1 protein-coding gene is annotated in these 2168 nt (G+C 69.6%); it reads left to right on the forward strand.

Translation table 11 applies throughout. The features are described from left to right. Positions 1-2168 (forward strand): type I polyketide synthase (locus AAW14_RS39205; protein WP_265569238.1); only part of this gene is annotated, 2168 nt, incomplete at both ends.

Here is a 2168-nt window from a genome sequence, read left to right on the forward strand (position 1 = left end):
GCCGGCCCCGCCGTGGACGACGACCCCATCGCGATCGTGGGGATGGCGTGCCGGTATCCGGGTGGGGTGCGGTCGCCGGAGGATCTGTGGCGGCTGGTGTCCTCCGGCGGGGACGCGGTGGGGGAGTTCCCTGTGGACCGTGGCTGGGACGTGGAGGGGATCTTTGATCCGGATCCGGAAGCGTCGGGGAAGACGTATACGCGGCGGGGTGGATTCCTCTATGAGGCGGGGGAGTTCGATCCGGGGTTCTTCGGGATCTCGCCGCGTGAGGCGGTGGCGATGGATCCGCAGCAGCGGTTGCTGCTGGAGACGACGTGGGAGGCCTTTGAGCGGGCGGGGCTGGACGCGGAGTCGGTGCGGGGCAGCCGTACGGGGGTCTTCGTCGGCTCCGGCTACCAGGACTACGTCAACCTCCTGTTAGGCGTGGGCGGCGAGTCGGACGGCCACCTCGGGACCGGCAACTCGGCCAGCGTGATGTCCGGTCGTATCGCCTATACCTTCGGTTTGGAGGGTCCTGCCGTCACGGTGGATACGGCGTGCTCGTCGTCGCTGGTCGCGTTGCATTGGGCGGTCCAGGCGTTGCGCAGTGGTGAGTGCTCGATGGCGTTGGCCGGTGGTGTCATGGTGATGTCCACGCCGTGGGCTTTCGTGGAGTTCAGCCGTCAGCGTGGGCTGTCGGTGGACGGCCGTTGCAAGGCGTTCGCGGCCGCGGCGGACGGTACGGGTTGGGGTGAGGGTGTTGGCATGCTCCTGGTGGAGCGGCTCAGTGACGCCCGGCGCAACGGGCATCAGGTGCTGGCCGTGGTACGGGGCAGCGCGGTCAACCAGGACGGTGCGTCGAATGGTCTGACGGCGCCGAACGGACCGGCGCAGCAGCGGGTGATCCGGCAGGCGCTTGCCTCGGCCGGGCTGTCTCCTGCCCAGGTCGACGTGGTGGAGGCGCACGGTACGGGTACGCGGCTGGGTGACCCGATCGAGGCGCAGGCGGTTATTGCCACCTACGGTCAGGACCGGCCGGAGGGCCGGCCGTTGTGGCTGGGGTCGTTGAAGTCCAATGTCGGTCATACGCAGGCGGCTGCCGGTGTGGGCGGCATCATCAAGATGGTCATGGCCATGCGTCATGGGGTGCTGCCGAAGACGCTGCATGTCGATGAGCCGAGTTCGGATGTGGACTGGTCGGCGGGGGCGGTACGGCTGCTGACCGAAGCTGTGCCCTGGCCGGAGTTCGGTCACTCGCGCCGGGCGGGTATTTCGTCCTTCGGTGTCAGTGGCACCAACGCACACGTCATCGTCGAACAGTCCCCGTCCGTGGTGGAGGAGAGTGTCGGGGCTGGGGACGGCGGGCCGTTGGTGTGGGTGCTGTCGGCCAAGAGCGAGGCGGCTCTGCGGGGCCAGGCGCAACGGCTGGCGTCCTTCGCGGACGGTGAGGGCGCCGGGGCACAGTCGGCGGGTGTGGCGTTCTCCCTGGCCACGACGCGTGCGGCGTTGCGGCACCGGGCCGCGGTGGTGGGGGAGAGCCGTGAGGAACTGTGTCAGGGTCTGGCGGACCTGGCTGCGGGCATTCCGTCGGCCGGTGTGGTGCTGGGACGCCCGGCCGGCGGCAAGGTCGCCTTCCTCTTCTCCGGCCAGGGATCACAACGCCTTGGCATGGGCCGGGAACTGTACGCGACGTACCCGGTGTTCGCCGAGGCCTACGACGAAGTCTGCGCGCACTTGGACGCGGCGGTTGACGTCGATACGGACGAGCTGAACCAGACCGGGCGCACGCAGCCCGCGCTGTTCGCGATCGAGGTGGCGGTGTTCCGGCTGCTCGATTCATGGGGGATCCGGCCCGAGTTCGTGGCCGGCCACTCCGTCGGTGAGATCGCGGCCGCGCATGTGGCCGGGGTGCTCTCGCTTCGGGACGCGGCGAAGCTGGTCTCTGCCCGCGCCCGGCTGATGCAGGCCCTGCCCGAAGGCGGCGCGATGGTCGCCGTGCAGGCCACCGAGGACGAGGTCCTTCCCCACCTCACCGAGAACGTCGGTATCGCGGCCGTCAACGGACCGCAGTCCGTGGTGGTTTCCGGCGCCGAGGAGGCTGTGCTGGCGATCGCGCAGGCGTTCGCGCGGCAGGGCCGCAAGACCTCCCGGCTGAAGGTCAGCCACGCCTTCCACTCGCCGCTCATGGA

This window comes from Streptomyces hygroscopicus, from assembly GCF_026168105.1.
GTDB lineage: Bacteria > Actinomycetota > Actinomycetes > Streptomycetales > Streptomycetaceae > Streptomyces > Streptomyces hygroscopicus_D.